Genomic DNA, 21,490 nt, shown 5'->3' on the forward strand with positions numbered 1-21,490 from the left:
ATGTCCAATCGCTTTCAACAAGTCATCCGTGATAGCATAGATGGCAATTATTTCTTTTAACATACTCCCCTCCTTTTTTCTGACTGGAGGGGATTTTATTACTTTATTGACCCACTGACTTCACAAAGTACAGCCTTAGCGATCGCTCTTCCCCATAACTAGCAACTTGGGTTATTAATTCCTGAACCCAACATTTAGGCAAGATTGAAAGTAAAGCAGCGATAATCTTAGACTGCGATTTAATTGGCATTTCATCTAAAAAATACTGCCAATCAATATCATCTAAATGTTTATCTATCGCAAATACTGTTTTAACTATTTCCTGATGAGATTTCGTCTCGAAATTTTGCAGACTAAAATCTATATCTGTCATTTCCAATTCCTCTTTTACAACATCGCTTATATCATCCAAATTATTCCTTTTGCTATTATTACTATTTAATAGAGAAAGGAATATTTTTAACCATTGTTTCCAACCTCCTCCAAACTCAGTTGCTAATTTGGAAATATAACCCTGACTCATACCAGAAACTGCTGCTACAACTGGTTGAGTAATCTTTTGTCCCTGTAACCAAAGTTCTTTAACTGCTGTTTCAATTTTCCACCAAGATTTCTCATCTTTAGAACCAGCTTCAATTGTCATTTCTGCTGCTTGTATATATTTGATTTCATGTTCTAAAAAGCTCAAATCGTAATCAGCACAAAAATAAAAATTAAGTTCTGATTCCCGACGATTATTTACTCTTAATCTGCCAATAGCTTGGATAATTTCCGATTGCGTAACCCAATCAATAAATTTTTGTAAATCTTGATTGATTTTTGAGTAAGATAATGGTTTATTACTATTCCTATGATTGAGTTTTCCATCATCCCAGTTATGATAGTTAACTTGCTCATCAGTGGGTTTTAAAGTCAGATATAAGGTTTCTAAATGCCCGATATTCTGATAGGGAATCCCAAAAGTAGCTAAAGCTGTAATTTCTTGGAAATCATTAGAACCGCGACTGTCTCTAAACCAACCACCATCTTCATTTTCACAGCATTTCACAAAGTCAATAAATTTGATATCACTATGACGAGACAATAATTCTTGTCGGAGTGCGCTGACTCTTTCTTGACAGTAGGAAGAACGATTTTTTGAAACTTGTCCTAATCCTGTAATTTGGATAATTTGTAAATTATTAGGTTTCCTTATTTCTTGCTCTACAGTTAAAATTGCTTCTGGTTCAATATCAAACCACCAAGCTATATACTCAGGTTTTGTAGTAGCATCTAAGTAAACATTCCATAGTGTTGATTGACTAATTGCACTATGACGTGAATTACGAGTTGTCACGCTCAACTTACCATTATCAATCCGCATTGCGCCGGGAATTTTTCTACTCCAAACTTGTAAAAATGGTACAAACCAGTTAACTACTACTTCTGTTTGAATTTTATCCACTAATTCAGAAATAGGATTACCAAACTGTTTTCGCACTTTTTTGGGTAAATCACTTAAATCTACTCCATACCTACTGGTAGAGTTAAAAATCGGTAATAAATCTGGTTGTAAAATCTGCATTACTTCTGTAATGATTTCATCTAAATTTTCTGGTGCTTTACCCAACATTCCTCGGACACCAGCATCATTCCAACCGTAGTAAGGTTGTTGAATATCTCCTGTGATACATTCTCTTAAAACTGCCCACATTGGTTGTAATTGCAGACTGATTTCAGGAGAATGAGTCATTAACTCTGCCATTACTTGATCAATGTCCCGTAAATTGGCAGTGATAGTATTAACTGGTTGTACTGTTTGCATAACTTCATCCCAGAAAATACCGCTAGTTGACCAGTCGAAATCTTCTGGTTGGGGTGCGCTGTCGGGATGGGAACGAATGCGATCGCTCTTGAAAGTCTCTTTCCTTAAAAAACGATGTCCAAAACCGGGACCTGCACAACCACGACAAGCTTCTAGTAAATGACAAGTAGCACAGATGGGGTTTTCTGCACCTTCAATAGAGTCTAAATTCTTACTACGTAAAACATTAAAAATCTGACTACGATGGCAATTACCTTTTGTATCTGGTGTTTCTCCCTGTTTAGGCCATCTTAAATAGCGTTTCCCGTTAGGGGTAGTGTCCCAGACCATACCTGAATTACGTACATCCAGATATTCATAATTGCGTTCAATGGTTTCTGTACTCACATTGCGAGCATGACTGGTAAAATACCATAACTTTTCTACTCCCAAAGCTGTTGGTAAAGCTGTTCCTGCATCATGGCTTTTAAATGTACCGGTGGGACTTTTATCTAAAATGTGTTTCCACCCGGCTGCAATAGCTTCAGCGTAAACTTGCAAACGCTGACCTTTTTTGAAGATAATTTTCGGTGGTTGTTGTAAAGTGCCATATTTAGCGAACTTTCCAGGTTTGTACTCAATGACATTGCATGGTGCAATGGGTGAGGATAAACCTTGCTCATCTTCCGAAAGCAGTTGTTTTTCATCAGGTTGTGATGTAAAGGAATTGGGAACAATATCTCTTAAACTCTCTTTCCTTCGTGTCCTTTGTGTTCTTTGCGGTTCGTTTATCTGAAAATTACACTCATCTTGATCCAGAAGTTCTGTAACTCCCTGATCTGTGGAAAGTTCTGTTTTTCCATCTTCCCTGTACTCTGTTCTCCTATTCGTGATTCTGCTAAAACCATCATGATCAGCATTTAACCCAAAGGATGAAACAGAAAAATCACCTTTGAAAACACCATCACCTTGTAAAGCTGCGTCAAACCTCTTAACCTTGTCTTTTCTTTCTCCGTGTACTCTGTGCCTCTGTGGTTCGTATCTATCCGATACTCCCGAATTTTGTTGACCAAAACCATTTTTGGGACGATAACGCTCCACCATGCGCCCAAACCAGAGCTTTAGTTTGTAGAGCATTCCCCATTCTCTGTCTATCTGAGCCAGAGACTGTTGTACTTGTTCTGAACATCCAGCGAAAAACTCTTCTGGTGTCAAAAGAGGTAGGGGAGCAGTGTGCGGGGGACAGGGGGAAGGTATTGCTTCATTATTCCAACTCACCATTACCTGATATCCACCTTTACGGCAGTATTCAACGCCTTTTGCATACTGCTGAATTAAATCTAAATTGTCTGTAGAGTTGGGAGCAGGTTTTAGCGTGATCAACTTATCCTGCACCAACTGGAATGAACCTTGTTTGAGTAGTTTTCTGATTTGCTGATGGATATGATGACGATTCAGGTAAGCAGCCGTGCTAATTAGTTTAATCTCATCTTGCCGACCTACGGCCAGTAATTCGTCAATGTCTAATTGCTCTTTAGTTTCCAATTGTCCCCAGTCACCCACAGAGAGATGATATCTGCATTTACGGCACTGTTGCAGAGTATCTTCATTACCTTGGGCAATATGAGGATTGAGTATAGCACCAGCATCAGGCATCAAGCGAATTTTTTGGGGACGCAACCGCTTCAAGTAATCTTTGAGGGTTTTGTTACCATAGCGTGCGGCCACTGCTGTACCAATGACGGCAATATCAGTTTGTCCAGAACGCCACAAAAACACGGCGGTGAGTAGAGACTTGAGTGCGCCTTCGCAAAGAATTACTACTTTTGCCCTTTTACTGTTTGGGTGTTTCCAGCAAAACAGAGGTAGTTCCCCATTTGGTAAATGTGGTCCGTTTCCTCCTTGGTTGGAACTACTCAACCAGATGTATTTGGGTTTGGTTTGCAGAGTAGCAATTTGAAAACCGGTGATTTGAAAATTGGGGTCAAGGGCTGCGATCGCAATTCCTTCTCTCCCCAATAGTCTACCTTCAAGTGACACCCCAGCCAAAGCAGATGTTACCCCCACCGGGGCAGATAATCCTGGTTCCCAGCTTCTCACCCAACCTAAGTCTTTGAGCCAGTTAATTTCCTGAGTAGTCAACTGTCGTTGTGTTTGCAGGTGGGAGATATGTTGAGTACCCAAACTACTCACAGTGGAGTTTAAAAGTAATCGGTTTTGCCTGTTCCGTTCCTCAATACTCAACCCCTTGTTTATCTTTCTGCTACCAGCCCGACTTTGAGGCGAAGACAGACGCTCACCCTGGATTTGACCACTTTTATCATCTGGGACAAATAAACCGCCCATATCGTTACGCAGGAGCTTGATAAAGCGATAACCAGCAGGGGCATCATATTGGCTGAAACTCCGCAAGCACTCAATTAAGTTATCTGAGCGAATAGCGCAACCGTGATGGTTGCCACAGACAGGACAAGGATTGCGTTTGGTGGTGTATTGACGTTTCATGGCAGCGCACTCAAAACCAGGTGAGTAGTCCCCGCAGGGCTGAAATAGATGTTCTGACTAGGATACAACCCCGTTTTGAGTAGTTTTTTTCCGGCCATATCTATATAATGTGCAGGTTTTATTAAATTTGAGTTGTAATTTCCTGAAAGCTTTATGGGGTAAGGGTTTACTCAAAAATCAATTATCACAAGGGGGGGAGTTAATTATCACAGGTGGGGGACATAATGAGTAGTCGAAAATTGCCCCTTTTTTATTGTCAATAAGGGTGAGTAGTTATTATTTTTGAACATAATATCAATGGTTTTGAGATTTTTTATTCTCAATAAGCTGGATGTTTATCACGAGTGGGGGATATGGCGATCGCTTTTTACGGTGCTGTTCGTGATAGTTCCTTGAGGGGGAGTTATTGAGTAGTTGAAAATTACCCCTTTTTTATTGTCAATAAGGGTGAGTAGTTTTTATTTGTGAACGTAATATCAATGGTTGTGAGCTTTGTTGTTGTCAGTAAGCTGGATATTTATCGCAGGTGGGGGGTGTGGCGATCGCCCTTATTCTTCCTCAAGAGCGATCGCCCTATCACACTTCATCAAACGTTATATTTGCTCAACATCAAATCGGTATAATCGGTTGTACAATCTCTCCCATGTATGACGATACCTGCCGATACCTTGCCGAACACTTCTCCGCCGACTTCGCCAGTTGGCTGTTAGGGAAGTCTGTCACAATGACAGAACTCAAACCCTCTGAACTCTCCCTCGATCCGATTCGCGCCGATGCCCTAATTTTACTGGAATCAGACGAATCTGTTTTGCATATCGAGTTCCAAACACTTCCCAAAAACAATATTCCATTCCGTGTTTTGGATTACCGCGTGCGAATGTACCGCAAAGATCCAACTAAACCGATGCGGCAAGTTGTGATTTATCTGAAGCAGACTACCTCAGAGTTAGTTTATCAAACCAGTTTCACAATGGAACGCACACACCATGAATTTGATGTCATTCGTTTGTGGGAGCAACCTGCTTCACTATTTTTGCAATATCCTGGACTATTGCCCTTTGCTACACTGGGACAGACTGCCAATCCAGCAGAGACCTTACGCCAGGCAACTAAAATTGCCGATCAGATTGAAGATCCAGCGATACAGGCGAATCTGATAGCAGCCTCAGCAATTCTGGCTGGGTTAAGATTAGAGCAAGACGTAATTTATAGTTTAGTGCGGAGAGACATCATGCAAGAATCTGTGATTTACCGTTCGATTCAGGAAGAAGCAGGGGCAAAAAAACAGAGAGAAATTGCCAATAATTTACTAAGAGAAGGTTTAGCGATTGAGATGGTTGCCCGTGTAACAGGCTTATCGCTCAAAGAAGTCCAACAAATTCAACAACAACTGAATGAGTCTCCACAGAATTAGTCCTAACTGTATGGTTATAGCAGCCTAACAAATCGGTTGCAGTACACTGACAAGAAAAGATGTTTATCTTTGATGATAAAGCGATTGCCTTTGGCACTGCGCTCCGCGCAATCGCTTCTTATGGTGGTGTTAGTGGTAATTCCTTGAGGGGACTTAGTGAGTGGTTTAAAATTGCATAGCAATATCGCATCTGTCAATTCAAAGGTAGTGTCTTTACCTATACCTAAATACTTGTAGGCAGCTTGACAAAATTCTTCTAAGAAAGTACGTTTCATATTGGCGAGTAAAACTAGGTGATTCTTCTCTTAGCTTCTGCCAAAAAGAGACTGTATTCAATCAGACTCCCTTTTTTTCTTGAACATCACCGATTTAGTCTAAACTTAAATTCTATTAATCTCCTAATTCTTGTTCTTTTTTATTAAATTCATTACTTTGATTGTATTCCATTAATGCTATCAATTTAAACTTTTCTAACTCTGCCTCTGTTAATTGATTTGTAGTAACTTGAAATTGGGCATAATTTGTTTTTTTAGTAGCATTTAAAGCAACTTCGTTTTCAAAATATAAATGTTGCTTCCTTTTCAAAATTAAAATTTGCTCCTCTGTAGGTGTAACTTGTAGTGAAGCAGTAAATTCATCCGATTGATAAACTCTCATTTCTCCATATTCACTATCTTCTAATAAACTTCCTTCGTTCATTAACCTTGCCATTATCAGAGGAATAACATACAACATAATATCTTCCTCATATATTTTTGCTTGGTTTTCTTCTTGTTCATCTTCTAAAACTATGATCGAATCATAATTGATTTGAGTGAAATTATCTTGTTTTTCCGTTGTTTTATTTACAGTTAAATCATCTACGAAAGTTATTGGTGATTCAGGAATAAACTCTGGATTTTCTAACTGGATTTCGTCTGGTTCAAATTCTATTAAAATGGATTCTTCTACTGTTCTTCCATAATTAAGACTAGCAATAATAGATGCCAATGTTTTGATAGCATCGTTTTGTTCTTCAATACTCACTGTTTCTGTTACTGGAATAGATTCTGATTCATCGTAACCAACATATTCAAGAAGTTGGCTTAACATATAAGCAGTTTTAGTAGGTGAAATATCAGGTGATATTTTATTTGATTCTTCAGTGAGTATAGCTAGGGGGTTATTTGTCATAAATTTATGCTAATGAATTGATTAGGTGGGTTGTTATAGCAGAAGGCAATAGTGAAATACCTTATTATTTTTATGTTTCCATAATTGATAATGTCTTAATTACCTTGGCTACAGCTATAGTTTAAAGATGTATTGTAAAAAACGCAATCTGAAATTGAAGTTTAGTTTACATACTTTGGTGTTTTGTGCAAATAAAAAAAATTGAATTTGATAAATATAGGACTTACGCAAGATTAACATATTTTCGTCATTACGACCACTCCGAAGCAATCTCAAAGTCATATTTTTCGTACCCTGTGCGTAAGTCCTAAAATATTAAACTTGAAGATACTGATTTTTGACAGATGCTAAAGATTGATTGATGTTTTGATTTATCTCCTCAAATACATCAATAACTTCAGCCGATACTTTACTCTCTTTGATTTGTCCTAATTGAATATCTAGTAAAACAGTTCCATCTTTTTTATTAATCCTTAAATCCTTTTGGGAATTATTGATGGTAATTAAGTATTCTTTACCTTGTACTATAATTTCCCCGTTTTCTTGCCGACTGCCAAATACATCTCCTATTCGTTGAGCGATTTGTGTGATGCGATTAATAGAATGTAATTCTTGAAAATCATTATTCATTGCTAAACGTGCTTTATCTGTTAATCCTCTACCTGATTTAAACTCATTACCAACTTCGGCAATTCGCTGAATATATTCTGCTGACTTACCTAATTTTTGTGCAGTTAAATACCAAGTTCTTAATTGTTCTATAGTTGTTTCTTCATGGTGAAGACTGGTATCAGCAGCCTCTTTTTGAACAATGTTTGATGAGGAAATAGGTGTAGAGTTGGGCGAATTTATTTTGTTAGATGACTCTACAGATAATGGTTGTGTAGGTACTGGGGAAGATACTGCTGAAGCTGTTTGTGTAACAGATTGTGGTTGTTGGTTAGTAAGCGTAGTATCTTGTTCTAGCTTGACTGCGCGTGTGTACCCATCATTTACAGCTTCCAACTTATACCCCTGTGTTTCTAAATATTGTTTTACCAGTTGGTCAGTACCAGCAGAATTACCCACTACAAAGGAACTTTTGGAGGCGATCGCCTGATCAATCAGTGGTACATAATGTTTATTGAAGGTGTCCAAAATTTGTTGTTGAGTAACACCCCTCCAAGGCCCAGAACCTGAAACCATAATTGTGTCATTGGCTGAGTACACACCTGTATTTGCCTTTTTCCCCCAAGCTTGTTGATAATTACGGGTGCTAGAAGCTGTGTCAGGTGGTGCAGCAGATATACCAATAAATTGAGTAGCTACTTCAGCCATTGCCACATCTTTTTGCATATGCGTTGCTACAGAAGCATTTAGGGGTTGGAGATTAGTAAGTGGGTTTGAACTTTTGGGGGAACTAATAATTTCTTGGACAGAATCTCTAGGTTGCGGTGTAGTAACTGTTTTTACATCTTCCTTGGATGGCAATTCTGGCGATGCTTGAGTAATAGTCTGAGAATTTTCCAACACCCTGGAATATCCCTCTATCAAAGCGCGAATAAATGGAGATTCTTTACCCTTGCCTTCCCAGTAGTTATCTCTGGCAGAAGTGACATAGTGAGTACAGTTTTCCAACCATTCCATTCCTCCCCTTTGGGTGATAGCTGCAAACAACTTGGGGTGTTGTTCTAACTTAGCTTGAATGATTTCTGCCATTAACTGTATTCGTGGTTCTCCCAAAGGTACTGTAGTTTTGTAGTGTTGATAAGCTTGTTCAGCAGAGACAAAAGGAACTCCAGCAGGTTTATCTTGGGTATAAGTTTCTGGTCCATATTTACCGGCGGTTACTGCGGCGTTATCACGGAAAGACACAGGGTAATCCCGTTGGATTTTGCCTAATTCCTTAGCTTTAACAGTAGGATTAGTCATAGCCGCACCTAGAGGGTCAGAACTTCTCGAACCGATATTTACTGGAGAAGTAATAACAGTTGCTGGGGGTTTAGCTGTAGATAAAGGTGGTATAGCGGGTGTAATTAACGACTTCTCAAGTTTTGCGCTGGGAAAAGGTACGATTTTACCGTTGACATAATCTCCCAGTGGTTCTGTATGCAGTCCCCACACTTCAGGTTTATCCCTAAAACTGGCCAATTCTCGACTGCTGTGTTTTTCCATTGCTGCCCATTGTTGCTGATATGCTGAATCTGCAATCATTTCTGGGGTGATGCGGTATTGTTTACCGACGCGAAAGGCAACTTGTTGGGAATTAGATATAGCGATCGCACTATTAGACCTACCGGAAGCGATCGCTATATCCCCCTCTTTAAACCCATAAGCTTTATACGGTTCATAAGTTCTGGTTGTATGACATCTACCATATCCGCGCATAGCTTCAATAGTAGTGCTGATGGGTAAAGGATTGGGTTCACCGTGCATTTTCAACGGAAACACCATTTGCACAGGTTTACCCGAAATCACAACATCTTTTTCTTCGGGTTTGGATACGATGGTGTCATTAACAGTTAATACCTCAGCTACTGCGGATATCTGTTGCTGATTTTCAGAAATTAAAATTGTTTCTTTGGGTGTAACTGTAACAGGAATTGTTGTTGTAATTGATTCCTGAAGTTTATCTATTTGTTCACCTATTATATATGGTCTATTAGGAAGAGAATTAAGACGTTGACTGTAAGCACTATCTGTCCCATCAGCACTTAATATTTCTCCAAACTTTGCTTTCAAAGCATCTAAATCATCATTTATAATTGTATTGCTAACCAAGTAAAATACAGACATACCTTTTTTAGTCTCTAGCGGTACATCTTGTCCAGGTAAAATATTAAATTCAATATTTTTAGCTTGCAACCAATTTTGTACTAATTCTGTTTTATGGTTATCTACCGTCATCCCTATTAAACCAAGTACCTGATCTTCCTTAGCGGAAAATAAGATTGTGGGACGCTTTTTGATTTTCTCCAGTAACAAACCACTATTTTCCACCATTATCTCTTGTTTCGTTACTGTATTTAATTGAGAGTTATCCTGAAAAGCTTGAGCTTCCTTTGTCCAAATTTCTGGATATTGTACTGTACTGGGTTCAATATTAATAAAAGTGTGAGAAAAATTGCTTTGTAAAGAACAATTAACAGAACCTTGTTGACCGTGTTTAAGTAATCCTAAACTTTGTAGTGCTTCCTTATCTTTTTTATAGTGCAGAACTCCTAATAACTCTCCATCAAGAAAAACAGCATCTCTATTTTTACTGGTTGGTACTTCTAAACTAACGCTTTTATATTCTTCTCCAGTAAAAACTTGACCTTTGAAATCATAAACATTAATCTTATTAATTTTTAATAAATTCCCATGAGGTGATTCAGCAATAATAAAACCACCTTCATTTTGACTATCACCAATAGATTTTAATTTAAGTTGTAGCGGATTACCATTAGATAAATAATTTATCTTTCTTAATTCTTGAATTGAATCAGCATCCAGTTCTCCTAATGTTTGACCATCCAATTTAATTTTAGCTGTGTTAACAGGAATGGGTAAATTACCAATAGTGAGTGTAACTGCTTCACCATTGAAAGTCTTACCTGCGTGAGAAAATTTACTAATTTCTCTGATAGTAATGTTGATTGGTGATTGTGATGGTAAATTAATAGTTGCTGTAGCTGTATAAGCTTCACCTGGTTTAATATATGCTTGTGCTTGAGTACCAATTGGTAACTGGCCTGTTCTTTGTTCCAAAACAGCAAATTCTTTGTATTCTCCATCATTATCTTTGACAAAAACCAATCTAGAATTATGTCTTTCATGTCCTGGAGAATAGCGACTAGCGCGTATTTCTATCTCATATTTTTCTTGTGGATTCCATTCTTTGCCAATAAAATTATCTCCTTCCTTACCAATTCCTAAAACCTTGAGTTGTGAAAATTGTAACTCATCTAATTGACCAACTATTTCTTTACCAAAAGTTGCAAATACAAAATTAGAAACCTTCTTTCGAGAATTGAAACTAGAATTATCACCTTGTTCTAATTCATCTTGTCGGGAAGCTGATATACTCCACGTTGCAGCTGCAACTGCTAATTTTTGGTCTTCAGGAAATAAATTATAGAAATTTTCAGCAACAGCATAAGCTTCTTGAAACAGTAACTTGATTTGACTTTCTCTCAATTCAGGTTTAAGTTCAACTAATGTCGCTCCCTGAGTAGTCATTCCCGGTTTTAAATTATAGTCAATTACAGATTGTTGACTAACTGTTCCCAACTTCTCATATTTAGCTTCTCCATTTTCTGTTTCTCCATCAATTTGTGCTATTGCTAATAAATTATGGGGACGTTGCGAAGACCGATATTTTTCTGGTATTTCTTCTAAACGGATGTTGAGTGTTGAACCTTTCCAAATTCCCGGATGTTCGTAGCGAGTGAGATTAGTAATGGTGATTTCTGTACCACTGCTTGTTTTAACAACAGCATAAGAACCTTGTTCAGTTTCTCGACGTTTATTTAATCTGGTAGCAGCATTAAATTTTTCATCAAATTCTTGCTTATTTAAAATAGCTTGAAATTTTTGCTGAGGAGTAAATTCTACACCTTTAAATAAATCTTGAAATTGGATAATAGGACGTGATTCTAAAGGAGATGATTCAAAGTATTTATTAACTTGGTTAATTAGTAACTCCACTGGTGAATATCCAGTAGTATTAATACCTTCATTCAAGTAAGCAGATGAAGATTTTTTATCTTTAATATAATTAACATCTCGATAAAGATAGCGTTTGTTTTCAGCTATTACCTCCATATCAGGCTTTTTGGCACTTTTGAATAAATCCACCGCAATTTGATTTTGGAAACAAGCTTCCTCAATCATTTGTCGGTACATATTCTGGTTAACTAACATTGCCTGTTCTATTACTTCAGGACTTTTATCTTGAACGGATGCTAGTTTAAGAAACTCTTGCATCTGTTCTCTGTACTCTTGCCTAATTTTTTGAGAATTAGTTTTATCACTTTCTAAATGGAATAATTTTTTATAATGATTAGCAACTTGGTTTAAATATTCGGTTTGTTGTTGGTAATTACCATAGTTGATTAAAATTTCTATTTCTGATTCTAAAGCTTCCAATGCTGTCACATGATTATTGATAATACCAACACTGATACCATCACTCATGTGAATAGCGATTTCTTCAAATTCAGGTTGTGTACCATCTTCTCTGTAAAAAGATTGCTTTTTCAGTTTAACTGTGGGATCATAAGCATTTTCAGGCAAGTTTTTATATTCGGCTTCGGCAGTAAAATTAGGATATTTATTTGCTAACTCTACACCAATACAGTCACCATCAAAATCTCGACCTTGACGTTCTGATTCTGTTTCTATTGGGTCTAATTCTTCAGTTTCAATACCTTGTGCTTTTAGGGCTTCAATTCTAGCTTGGATGCGTTTGTGGTCTTCATCGTTGACCACGATAATTCCTTCTAGTGGGTTGCCATCTGGTCCCAGGTAATCTTCAACCTGTTTGTTGATAGAAACACACAAACCATTGGCATTTAAAAAAGGTGAGCGAAAATTCAGGATTTTTTCACCTTCTATCATCCAAGGGACACAAATTTCACCATTTTTAAGTTCTTTGGAGGGAATAATCATTCCCCGGTCAAAGGTAAGAACACGACCAAGGGCAATATCTCGCCATTCATTTTGTACAAATCGCGTAAGTTCTTGTTTAACTTTCTCAGTTTCTAAAAGTTGAGCATGACCAAGTAAATCTGCTTTGATAATTTTGTACATCAACAAATCATCTTGTTGAGATTCACTATCTTCTTGTAAATCATCTGAATTAGGATTATCGTTATATAATTCTACTGGTTTATCTGGCGTTTCATTCTCTAATTGTTCTGGTTTTTGTTGTCCAATAAATGCTTTACGTTTTTCGTATTTTTCGCAATATAGCTGTGCGACTTTTCTAGGGTCTTTCTGAATTTCTGCAAGTTCTTGTGCTTGCTTTTCTAATTCTTCCGCAAAGTCTTTTATACCTTGAGGGAAAGAAGCTAGTAGTTGAGAAATGGCAGTTTTACCTTTTTGAGACTGTGATTTTTCACCCAACCAAATAGTTTGATTATATAAACCTGGTTTGATTTGCGGTTTAATTGGTGTGGATGGGTTATCTTTATCCGTTCCCTTAAAGCTAGATATGGGGATGATGAGGTCAATTTTGGGTGTATTTTTCACCCACGGTAATCTTTCTAGTTTATGAGGGCGAAGTGTGCCTTTACCAAAACGGTATTTAGTGTCTTCTCCATCAGTTTCTCTCCAGCCAAAGCGGTGTTGTATTACACGGAAGCTTTTATCTTTTTGTTCGTTTCTTTTAGTTATTTTGTCATATAGTTCAGTTGAAATTTGCCCGTAGCAGTCACCTACAGATTTATATGCCACATCATTTGGTAAAATCCCTCCATTTTCTCCATTAGCGTCATCTACTACTAAAATATTGAGTCTTTCATGGATGGCATTTTTGCATGATCCTAAAAAAATAGAACCGTAAGCACCACGGTCTTTTCTATCTGGACAAAGTTTTTCAATAATCTCTAAACATTCTGGTGAACCGTAGAGTAGCCTAGTTTTGGATGAAAACAGTAACACATCGCCATTTGGGTGGTTTTTTAAGTCTTCTGCGGTGCAGTGTTCATCCATTTGTCCAAAGGAAAAATCTCTCTCTGGTAAGAAGAATTCTAAAAGTGTATTATCTAGTTTTTCAGTTAAAATTGAATCAGAGTTTTTGGCATTACCATCTGTATGAATCCACTGGTTTAATCGAGTATCAAAATGTTTAAATTCTAATGTCATGATTTGATTTGTTTATCATTTACAATAGATTGTTTGTTGGAGTTATTAGATATGTCACGATTACAGCGTTGGTTAAATATGTATCTAGAGAAAGTCAATCCTGACGGTACTTTAAAATCTAAATACATTGAGCAATTGCATTCTTATGGATTTGATAATGATTATATTACTGAACATGGGCAAGGATTTAAATCTGAATATGAACAACTTAAACAATTAGATGAAACTGACCCTGAATCTGGGATAAATTATACTGCCTACGATTTCTTTACAGAAGAAGAAAAGCAGCAATTTAATGTTGATGGTTCTTTGAAACCAGAGTATGTGAAATATGCTCATAGTATTGGTATCAGTGCTGAATCATTAGCAGAAATGGAAAGCCGTAAAAAAATTGAAGTTGATAATTACAATGAATTGTCGGCTCGATATGCGGAACAGGGCATAAATTTTGGTGAACAGCAAATGCAAGCAATTATTTCAAACAACAAAACCTATTTACAAAGGAGGAAGCAGATGGAAATAGATTTGCGTAATTTTGAAGATGTTGATACCTTGCCTTTTGAACCAGAAACACGGTATTGAAATTTGCCAATTTGGTAATTTATACATCACTGTTACAGGATGTCACAAGGAACAGGTGACAGGTGACAGTGTGAAAAGTCTTTTGTTATTTGGGTTTTATCATCAATTGATTGATGTCCTAACATGGGCGATCGCTATAACTACTAATAGTTTCCTCAGATTTGATTCTAAAAGTTATTTCACTGATGTTGCTAGTAAAAAAAAGTAGAATTGGAGGTAGTTTTTGTTTGTTGCTTTATATCGTTTGATATAAATCAAAACCATTTTTGATATAACTGTCTTTACTCCAATTCTCTGTTATTTTCTTGTTCTTCTTGTCGGTTGTGGGTTAACAGTAGCATTTTCAGTCTTTCCAATATCATCAAATCTTCATCTGTCAACCCTTTATCTTTACCTTTAGCGTCATCATAGAGGTAAATTTCTGCAATTTCTTCCCCATTTTTGCGTTTTAGTTTGAGAATGTCTTTCTCTAGTTGAAGGTCGTAGTATTTTCCTGAATATGTTTCTGGTTGTCCTGCTTGTTGCCAAAAAAACCTGATAGTTGGGCTGATGCTGTTAGCGTGATTTTGTGAGCGATTAACCGATTGGTGTGCGCTCAACAAAGGTGTGTTGGAAGGTATTGCATTACTTTCCTGACCGGAATCTGGGTTGTCTACAGAAACCTTGCTTCTATTCTTAGTGTCCAGAGTATTTTTTGCAGGTTTACTAGAAGCGATCGCTGAAAGCCGGTGTTTAGCCACAACTTGGCGTTCCGTTATTATCTCCGTTACTGCATTTTGAGCGATCGCCTCCGGCAGTGCGCTCCGCGCGATCGCTAGATGTGGGCGTTTCGCCATTACTGTTTGCGTAGCGTTCTGTAAGGAAGGTGGTTGTTCTCCTGTCGCTTCTGTTACTGCATTTTGACTATTCGCCTCCTCAACTTCGATTAGTGCTTGACTACCCTCATTTGTATTATTTTTAGCCTCTGGTGTAGTAATAGCTTGATGTAATTCTGATTGTGATATGTCTGCTGTGAGGGAACTGATTACCTCCGGTAGTTCTAGTGAAGATTTCTGCACCGCACTAATTTCTGAAGTAGTTTCTTGTTTATGCGTAGTTTTATAGGTTAATGGTATTTCTTCCTCTGGGGACAATATTGTTACCGTTGTTTCTATAGCAGGTGTTGGCATTTCAACCTGTTTTTTGCCCTGACAAGAATATATTGCTGGTAAGTCCCGTTCAGGGTTATAAGATACACCTCGTTTTTTCTGAAGTCCTGGAAAGCTGTATGCTGACCCTAATTTATACCCACCAACTTTGACACCATTCATCTCGAAAGCGATCGCCTCTTTAAACAAACCCTCGGTACTAAACTGAGGATGAACCACAACACCTTGTTGCTGAAGTCTCTGTATCAATTGGGTAACATTTGGTTGGTCCTTCGTAGCTTCATCAATGATGTCAGCTAACAGTTGGGTAATAGGTGGTTGATTGGAAGAGTGGTGTTTCTGTTTTTGCGTTTGGGCGTGGCGATCGCTAATAGTTGTTTCAATTCCAATTTTCTCTACTGTTTTAGCCACCCTATCACTACTACAAGACACCTCTTCCAAACCGTACTCTTTCTCCAATTGTCGTAATATCACCTCACTGCGGCGATAATCCCAGGAATCTGGTACAACTGAGCCATTCATACGGATACGCGAAGCAATGATATGAATGTGTTCGTGGTTGGTGTCATGGTGACGAGCAACAACGTACTGGCTTTGATTTAATTCCTCTCCCAAGAATTTCATGGCCTTGAGCCAATGCTGGGCAATTTTTGTGTATTGCTCATCCTCCAAATGTTCATGATATTCCCCTTTGTTATGGCATACATCACGGTGAGGAATAGAAAGAATGACATGAGCGCAAGCACGTTGGAGATTGGGGCGAAATCTTCTGGCTGCACCAAATTCTCTAGTTAGTTGTATGGGTGTAGTTCCACCCATATTGCTGTCGATCATAGTGGCTTTCTCCTTACCCAGCACATATTCTAGGGTTGAGCGAAAGCTGTGATTTTTAAACTGCTTGCCAATCAAAGGGGACTCCTCTCAGCAATGTCTACGACGGGTTATTTAGGGGTTAGCTGAATACTTTGTTGGGATATTAAGCTTCTCCGGTCTAAAGACACGGAGATTTCTGAAGAGTCCATAAACGAACTTTCTTAGGCTGGCTTAAACAGCCTCTACTGATTCCGCTAAGATCAACTCCTAGCATTACCGCTACTTTTCTCAAAATATTAGCAGCACCATTGCAGTCCGCATTAATTTTGAATCCATCAGAAGTTTTATACACTCCACGACTAACTCGTTTACCACTTGCTTTCCACCCTTCGGGTTTCGGTTGGTGAGCGAAGTCGAACCATTCACCGAATTTAGGTATGTTGTCGCAATCAAGAAACGATGATTGAGAAGTATATGATTCTTCTGTTTCTATAAAATCTATTCCGTATTGTTTACATAATTGAGTAAGACGGTCTTTTAATCTTGCTGTGGGAATTTGGACAAACTTCTGATTGTTTTTAGACCCCAAATCAATACTATCTTTTTGTCCTTTATTCCATCCAAAAACAATAGTACCAATCTTGTTTTCAATGCAGCGGTTAATGACTATTCTTGCAGCTTTGTTAACTGCATCACGCATTTGTCGGTTTCTTTTTTCGGTAATAGCAGCTAATCTGTTAGACCAAAAGCCCTGCGGTTTATCACTTTTAAGTTTAGCTACTGATTTGTTGTACCACTGGTTTAAACTTTTTAAATGAAGTCCATCAACAATAAATGATGTTCCTAGATTAGAAACACAGGTTAGCCAGTTATTCAAACCGTGGTCAATCCCCAAAACATTATTTTTATCAACATCAGATTTTACTTCATCTACCTGATAGACAAATTCTGCATAAAATTGTCTATTTCTAGGTAGAATGCGTACTTCTCTGATTGACTTGAAATCAAGGTTGGATGGCATTGGTAGATAAAAACAATCTATGTCAAACCATGCCTTAACTTTTATTCCCAAAGGAAACCTAATCATCCCATCAATTAACTTTAATGACCTGCCTGTAAAAGTAGCTACAGCCATAACACTTTTGCGGTAATTGGGTAATTTTGGTTTCTGGGAAACCTCACCCTTTTTCGCAGCTTTTACTAACCCAATGTACGATTTAAAAGATTCAGCTACACTGGTTAGTATTTGCTGGGAGGTATCAGAATACAATGCCTGATAATGAATGTTTTTCTGATAAGTTCCTAGTTGTTTATGCAAATCTGCTCTACTGGGAATATGTCCAGTTTTAAAGTACATCTGCCTAGAATAGTAAACGCCACAATTTATTAGCTTTTTAGCTTCTGTGCAGACGTACTCCAAGATTGCTGTTGTTGATTTATCGGACTTAATGAGAACTTGTTGGCATCCGTACATTGTTCGACCTTCAATGTTTGTTGATTTCAAAAGTATAGTTGAGATATGATTTACTTGTCAATAGCAGCCACGAAACAACATGAAGACAACGCTGGAATACAGAATAGGAAATCATTCAAAAGGCAATGCAGTAGTGCATCTTGTGTGGATACCCAAACGACGAAAAAAGGTGTTAACTGGAGAGATAGCCAAACGTCTTCGACAGATAATTTACGAACTAGCCAAAGAAAAAGACTGGGACATACTCGCTCTTGAAGTTGCCCCAGACCATGTTCATTTATTTGTAGAACATCAACCAGACGTTGCTATAAATCAAGTGGTTAAAGCTTTTAAAGGACGGTCATCTTGCTTGTTAAGGCGAGAATTTCCTGAATTACTTAAACTTCCTAGTTTATGGACTAATAGTTATTTTTATTCTACTGCTGGACAAGTTTCAGCAGACGTTATCAAAAGGTATATCGAAGATCCGCATCACGGTTAAATATCAAGGCGTTCGCGATAGCGTGCCGGAGGCTCTATAAATTCGCCGTTGGCACTTCCTCCACTGTCTAAAGCCAAGTGGCTTCCGTGCCTTTCGGCGATTTTCTTGTGATTTGGGAAAATGTGGTGAATTTTAGAGCGATCGCAACTGGCACAGCGATCGCCTTCGGCAGTACGCGAAGCGCAATCGCCTTCGTGATCCATCAAATAATTTCTTCTGATTCATCAACTGTCACCCCGCACTCCAGCAATTGCATTTGTGTTTCCTTGATGGATGCACGCAGGGATTTCACTAAGTTTTGCAGCTGCTCAACATCAAAATTTACAGCTTGTCCTGTTTTTGATGCGTTAGTTGCTGCTGTAGCTATTTGGTTAAGATTCACCCCAATAGCATTTAGTTCTGTGTACAACTTCCAATTTAACTCAGGGGGAGGGGGCAATTCCACAACACGCCGTCGAAGTGCGGCACGTCGAATAAATTCTGTGATACTCACTCTGCCTTCTTTTGCTTTTTGTTTAAGTTGCTCGTACTCATCAGCAGCAAAACGAATAGGAAATACAATTTTTTTAGCAACTCCATTAGTTACCTTAGTTTTGTTGGACTTCATGGCTTTCTCCAAAAAACTGTTTCAGAAGAAAAATGTTGTAGTTAGGCTATTTTTTAAATGTCATATGCTCCTAGAGCGTATAAACAAAACATGGCTTGCGTTTCACCGGGAATTTACACTGTTAAATAAATAGTAGCATCTGATACTTTGATGGTAGTTGTCAAAACTCTTGTCCAGCAGTCAATTCAGTCCTGTACTGATAAAGTCAGCATAAAAAACAGAATTGCCTACACTTGCCTACACTTGCCCACTTTTGCCTACACTTGCCTACAATTTTTGATCCAAAAATCTGCTTTTAGTTTATTTGTACTAAGATTTTATCTGTAAATTGCCTACACTTGCCTACACTTGCCCACTTTTGCCTACACTTGCCCATATCTAAAAAATTGAGTAATTTGGCGATTATCGTCATACATTTTACTACTTTTGTAATACAAAATTGATGAATCGGGTTTAAGAATTTGCCTTTATGAATTTTTCTCTGTTCAAACATATTTTTAGCATAATACTTAGATGAGGTTTCACTAAAACAAAAATATATCAAAAATTATATCTTGCTTATATCATTTGTTGCTTTTCAATTCATTGCTAGTTATTGCAATATAGTTATTATCCTTTATAAATTTGTGTTCCAGCCAGCAACAAAACTTTTGTTGTTTGTACTAATAGTTATGTAGATATTAATCCTTTATCAATAAATAGAGGCAATATATGACAAGGCAAAAAATTTTAGACAAGAGACTGAGATTTCAATTTCGAGAAAATACTTCAGATGGAATTTTGTTGAATTATTTGCTCAACCATTCCTATAAAAATATTGATGAATTAGTATGGCAAGCAGTACGAATATGTTTTATGCCATTAGCCTATATCAATGTAGATGGAGTAGATGATGATTTATTAAAGGAAGTAACTTTATCATCATTGATCGATTGTTTAAAGCATTGGGATTATATTCAAATTAAGTTAAATTTAAATTTATCCTTAGCTAAAATAATTCTTCAAGGGATGGACAATTTTAGTACCACTTTGACTACAAACGATTCTGTAATAAAACAGAATTATGCTAGTTATCAAAGCCCAATAGAACAAAGAATTCCTAATAAAACGACAGTCACTCAATCTCCAGAAACTAACCAACAAGATGATATTTGGGATGAAGATGTAGAAGTACAGATGGAATTAACAGATGAACAAACGGCTATTAGACAGGATATCCGTTCATTATTTGGATAAACACCATAAATAAGTAAAACCTAATTTTAGGATCATAATTAACGAAATTAAATCACAAAGAATATATTTCGGTTCATTGATGGAAAAAGGAGTAATAACATGACTAAAACCACAAATAGTGTAATTCCAGATTTGACACTGGCTATAGATTTAGGTGGTTCTCAAACCAAAGCAATTGCAAGTGTATTTAATAAAAATGACTTTCCTATGTTGCTTTGTATGGAACCAGAAATAGCAGATGTATCTGTTGTTTCAGTAGAGAACTATGAAAAAACAAAATCTGGAGAAACAGATCCAGAGAACACCTGCTGGGTGGGTATTGGTGAAGAATATTATGCTGTTGGTTTCCTTGCGAGAAACAAATATGGTGGTAATTCCTTACTCAAGCAGTTAAAAGAAGAAAATGCAGTACCAAAAATTTGTGGTGTTTTGTGGGTTGTGAGTCAGAAATTAAAACTGATGAATAAATTCACGGTTTCACTCGCTGTTTTACTACCACCTTCAGAGTATCAAGATAAGGAGCGACTTGAAACTAAATTAAAACAGGTTTTAAAACGTTTTAATACACCTACTGGTGAAATCAGAGTCAAGTTGGTAGACTTGAATGTTGTTCCCGAAGGAGTTGGTATTTATCTACATCGTCGCAATATTTTGGGGAAAAACATTAAAAATTGCAACCTTGCGGTAGCAATGTTGGGATATCGCAATGCTTCTGTACAAATATCTAATAAAGGTGCAGTAACTCCAGGGGTATCAAATGCCTTTGGGATGTCATGGATGTTGGATGATTTTGTTAGACGTTGTAGTGGTTTGTCAAAAGATGATCCTTATCTTATAGCGACAGTAGTAGCAGCAGGATCTGAATGTAAACCAGAAGTTTTAGCTACTTTATCACGACGTAAAAGTGAAGTTGAGGTTTTAGCAGAAGGCCAAGATATGTCTTTTGCCCTCCAAATTAGTCGGGATGAATATTTTCGAGCATTAGTACGCTGGTTATTGCAAGAAATACCCCGTGATATTGATGAATTAATTTTATGTGGTGGTACTGCGGAGTATCTTAGATCAGAATTAGAGGCATATTACAGTAATGTGAAATTGATTTGGAATGGTGGTGTAGAAATTCCTCCAGCACTCGATAAAGTAGGGATGGGTGTGCGATTAGCAGATGTATGGGCTTTGTATCAAGTATTGTTTGGTAGTGCGAATTTAACTACTAAAAATAGTAATACTCCAACTAATAATTCTGGTTCTACTGTTTCAGGGAACAAGGTTGTTAATCTGCCTTCACCAAAGCCAAAGGGATTTTTGGAAATGCCAGATAAGCTGTTGTGCAGCTAGATTGTATAATAGGGAATTAAGTAACTAAGCGATCGCTTCTGAATTATGCCAGCAAAAAACCATCTGTCTCAAGAACAGAGAGAAAAGCTGTTAAAACACCTAAAAGAG

13 protein-coding genes are annotated in these 21,490 nt (G+C 37.4%); 6 read left to right on the plus strand and 7 right to left on the minus strand.

Going from position 1 to position 21,490, the window contains the following annotated elements; genetic code table 11:
* Positions 1 to 103: 103 nt before the first annotated feature.
* Complete coding sequence (locus FFR48_RS13065; RefSeq protein WP_236104066.1) at positions 104 to 4,288, minus strand: hypothetical protein; 4,185 nt, start codon at positions 4,286 to 4,288, stop codon at positions 104 to 106.
* 643 nt (positions 4,289 to 4,931) lie between these two features.
* Between FFR48_RS13065 and FFR48_RS13070 the strand changes: the two genes are divergently transcribed.
* The gene (locus tag FFR48_RS13070; RefSeq protein ID WP_096573076.1) at positions 4,932 to 5,702 is read left to right on the plus strand and encodes an Rpn family recombination-promoting nuclease/putative transposase; all 771 of its coding nucleotides are present in this window, start codon (positions 4,932 to 4,934) and stop codon (positions 5,700 to 5,702) included.
* A 14-nt stretch (positions 5,703 to 5,716) separates the two neighbouring features.
* Here FFR48_RS13070 and FFR48_RS13075 read toward each other — a convergent pair whose 3' ends face one another.
* The 3 genes from FFR48_RS13075 to FFR48_RS13085 all read right to left on the minus strand — a co-directional run bounded on the left by FFR48_RS13075 (position 5,717) and on the right by FFR48_RS13085 (position 13,703).
* The gene (locus tag FFR48_RS13075; RefSeq protein ID WP_096573075.1) at positions 5,717 to 5,977 is read right to left on the minus strand and encodes a hypothetical protein; all 261 of its coding nucleotides are present in this window, start codon (positions 5,975 to 5,977) and stop codon (positions 5,717 to 5,719) included.
* Positions 5,978 to 6,092: 115 nt separating this feature from the next.
* A complete protein-coding gene (locus FFR48_RS13080; protein ID WP_096573074.1) occupies positions 6,093 to 6,875 on the minus strand; it encodes a hypothetical protein in 783 nt (260 codons plus the stop codon).
* A 315-nt stretch (positions 6,876 to 7,190) separates the two neighbouring features.
* Complete coding sequence (locus FFR48_RS13085) at positions 7,191 to 13,703, minus strand: hypothetical protein (protein ID WP_096573073.1); 6,513 nt, start codon at positions 13,701 to 13,703, stop codon at positions 7,191 to 7,193.
* Between the two features lie 51 nt (positions 13,704 to 13,754).
* Here FFR48_RS13085 and FFR48_RS13090 point away from each other — a divergent pair, with 51 nt between their 5' ends.
* Complete coding sequence (locus tag FFR48_RS13090) at positions 13,755 to 14,285, plus strand: hypothetical protein (RefSeq protein WP_096573072.1); 531 nt, start codon at positions 13,755 to 13,757, stop codon at positions 14,283 to 14,285.
* Complete coding sequence (locus tag FFR48_RS13095) at positions 14,263 to 14,493, plus strand: hypothetical protein (RefSeq protein ID WP_137667661.1); 231 nt, start codon at positions 14,263 to 14,265, stop codon at positions 14,491 to 14,493. The genes FFR48_RS13090 and FFR48_RS13095 overlap by 23 nt, the downstream gene beginning before the upstream one ends.
* A 73-nt stretch (positions 14,494 to 14,566) precedes the next feature.
* On the opposite strand, the gene FFR48_RS13100 is transcribed toward FFR48_RS13095, so the two are convergent.
* Positions 14,567 to 16,291 (minus strand): relaxase/mobilization nuclease domain-containing protein, encoded by a 1,725-nt coding sequence (locus FFR48_RS13100; protein ID WP_443096395.1) that lies wholly within the window; start codon positions 16,289 to 16,291, stop codon positions 14,567 to 14,569.
* Between the two features lie 133 nt (positions 16,292 to 16,424).
* On the minus strand, positions 16,425 to 17,720 hold the full coding sequence (locus FFR48_RS13105; protein WP_137667662.1) for an RNA-guided endonuclease InsQ/TnpB family protein: 1,296 nt from the start codon (positions 17,718 to 17,720) through the stop codon (positions 16,425 to 16,427).
* Between the two features lie 79 nt (positions 17,721 to 17,799).
* Between FFR48_RS13105 and tnpA the strand changes: the two genes are divergently transcribed.
* On the plus strand, positions 17,800 to 18,201 hold the full coding sequence (gene tnpA / locus FFR48_RS13110) for an IS200/IS605 family transposase (RefSeq protein ID WP_096573069.1): 402 nt from the start codon (positions 17,800 to 17,802) through the stop codon (positions 18,199 to 18,201).
* Positions 18,202 to 18,403: 202 nt separating this feature from the next.
* On the opposite strand, the gene FFR48_RS13115 is transcribed toward tnpA, so the two are convergent.
* Complete coding sequence (locus FFR48_RS13115) at positions 18,404 to 18,808, minus strand: plasmid mobilization protein (protein WP_096573067.1); 405 nt, start codon at positions 18,806 to 18,808, stop codon at positions 18,404 to 18,406.
* Positions 18,809 to 19,519: 711 nt separating this feature from the next.
* Between FFR48_RS13115 and FFR48_RS13120 the strand changes: the two genes are divergently transcribed.
* Together FFR48_RS13120 and FFR48_RS13125 are read left to right on the plus strand one after the other, a co-directional pair.
* Entirely contained in the window at positions 19,520 to 20,044 is a 525-nt protein-coding gene (locus FFR48_RS13120; RefSeq protein WP_096573065.1) for a hypothetical protein, read from the plus strand.
* 99 nt (positions 20,045 to 20,143) lie between these two features.
* Positions 20,144 to 21,382 (plus strand): ParM/StbA family protein, encoded by a 1,239-nt coding sequence (locus tag FFR48_RS13125; RefSeq protein ID WP_137667663.1) that lies wholly within the window; start codon positions 20,144 to 20,146, stop codon positions 21,380 to 21,382.
* Positions 21,383 to 21,490 lie beyond the last annotated feature (108 nt).

The sequence above is a fragment of the Sphaerospermopsis reniformis genome, from assembly GCF_005402885.1.
Lineage (GTDB): Bacteria > Cyanobacteriota > Cyanobacteriia > Cyanobacteriales > Nostocaceae > Sphaerospermopsis > Sphaerospermopsis kisseleviana.